This window comes from Treponema sp. UBA3813 (assembly GCA_002368605.1).
In the GTDB taxonomy this organism is placed as follows: Bacteria; Spirochaetota; Spirochaetia; order Treponematales; family Treponemataceae; genus Treponema_D.
The window spans coordinates 9,878-11,779 of the sequence record DFEB01000079.1 but is presented as its reverse complement, the minus strand read 5'-3'; the positions used below and the strand labels follow the sequence as shown (position 1 = coordinate 11,779).

Sequence of the window (1,902 nt, the reverse complement as noted above, 5' to 3'; positions counted from 1 at the left end):
CAGCGGAACTTCATTACTTCATCAGAAGCTTTGTTGTGGCGGTGCATAAAGCGGGCTGCCTGAACAAACATACCACCCGAACCACAAGCCGGGTCCAAGATTTTCTTTTCGCCATTCTGCGGCTGAAGAACTTCTACCATGTAGCGGACTACGGTTGCAGGCGTATAGAAGGTTCCGCCGTCTTTTCCTTCCTGAAGGGCAAACTCACCCAGGAAGAATTCGTAGATTTCGCCAAAGAGGTCTACGCTGATATTTTCCGGAATATCCATAAAGATGCGCATGATGTTGGAAAGAAGTTCCGGTTCTTCTTCGGGCACAAGCTGACCGTACACTTCTTTTGGAAGAACACCATCCATCTTTTCGTTTTCGCGTTCTATGGCTTCCATCGCCTTTTTTACGAGTGTTGCTTTGTTTGCATCATCGGGCGCGTCGTTGATAGTTGTGTAATAAGCTTCCGGCGGAAGGTAAAAGCCGCAGTATTTGATTGAAATGTCCTTTATGGATTTTTCGGCTCTAGTACCTTTTGATTTATTATATTCGGCTTCTATTTCTGCTTTGTGCTGCTTATAAAGGATGTCTGCATAGCGGAGGAAGATGAGGCCTAAAATTGGCTGTCCGTATTTGTTTGCTGCAAGGTGAGCTCCGGCACGAAGAACATCGGCGGCGTGCCAGAGGTTGTCTTTTAAGGTTTTGAGTTCTGAGTCGGTCATTTATGTATCCTACACTTTTAGATTATTTCATTATATCAACATTCACTCGTCAAATATAGGCGCTATTTTGAACTTCTCCCCTCTGAAAAATCACACTTTTTTCATCCTACCCATTGACACAGTAGGTAAAAACAAGTATAACAATTGCATTAAATAAACCTAGTGACTTACTAGGGAATAACAAACAACGGAATCAACACATTTTATTCCACAAGGAGAACACTATGAAAAAAATTATCGCAGCTTTTTTAATCGGAGCAATTGCTCTCACATCAGTCTTCGCAGCAAAAAAGAAGAACACTGTCGTCAAACTGGGAGTTGTCGGCTCTATCTATGAGGACTTGTGGGCACCGGCTCAGAAAGCCCTCAAAAAGCAGGGAATCGACCTTAAATTCGTTCAGTTCTCGGATTATGTCACACCGAACAATGCGCTTGCAAACGGTGAAATCGACCTGAACGCTTTCCAGCACCGCATTTTCCTTCAGAACGAAATTGAAAATCATGGCTATGATGTAAAACTCATCGGGAATACATTCATCATTCCGCTCAACTTGTACTCAGTCAAAGTAAAGTCAGTCTCAGAGCTCAAATCAGGAAGCGTCGTCGCAATCCCGAACGATGTCACAAACGGCGGACGGGCAATCAAGGTTTTGGCCGCAGCAGGTCTTATCACCCTCAAACCTGAAGCAGGCTTTAACCCGACAGTTGCAGACATTGCCGAGAACAAAAGCGGAATCGTAATCAAGGAACTGGCAGCAAACACAATTCCTTCAGCCCTCAAAGATGTTGATGCCGCAATCGTAAACGGAAACTACGCACTCGACTTCGGAATCAAAACAGAGTCAGCAATTTTCAAGGACACTTCAGTCGATGAAAAACAGTACTGGAACCTCATCGCAGCCCGCGGCAAAGACCTGAGCGACCCGGCAAAAGTCGAAATCTTCAAAAAAGTCGTAAAAGCTTTCCAGACAGCCGAAACAGAAAAAGTCTTCAACAAGGACTTCGGCGGCTACTTCATCAAAGAAGGCTGGGAGATTGATGAATTCTAAAGTCAGGAATTAGAAGTGAGGGGGAAGTCTCCCCCTAGGGAGCTGGTCGCCATTAGGCGAAGAAACTCGTGAGACGAGTTTCTAGGCGAGTCTCGGTGAGAGCTGAGCTCGAACCGCGCTTCGCCTACCCCCTCTGCGGGCTC

2 protein-coding genes are annotated in these 1,902 nt (G+C 45.6%); one reads left to right on the top strand and one right to left on the bottom strand.

Annotated elements, in window-relative coordinates:
- Positions 1-710, bottom strand: a 710-nt coding sequence (locus B2089_RS11905) for a type I restriction-modification system subunit M (RefSeq protein WP_296687447.1), incomplete at its 3' end; no start/stop codon positions are given.
- Between the two features lie 224 nt (positions 711-934).
- Between B2089_RS11905 and B2089_RS11900 the strand changes: the two genes are divergently transcribed.
- Positions 935-1,759 (top strand): MetQ/NlpA family ABC transporter substrate-binding protein, encoded by an 825-nt coding sequence (locus tag B2089_RS11900; protein WP_296687444.1) that lies wholly within the window; start codon positions 935-937, stop codon positions 1,757-1,759.
- Positions 1,760-1,902: the final 143 nt, after the last annotated feature.

What these genes read in the sequence shown, in the direction of transcription:
- B2089_RS11900 (WP_296687444.1), top strand. Translation starts at nt 935, where the DNA reads ATGAAAAAAATTATCGCAGCTTTTTTAATCGGAGCAATTGCTCTCACA.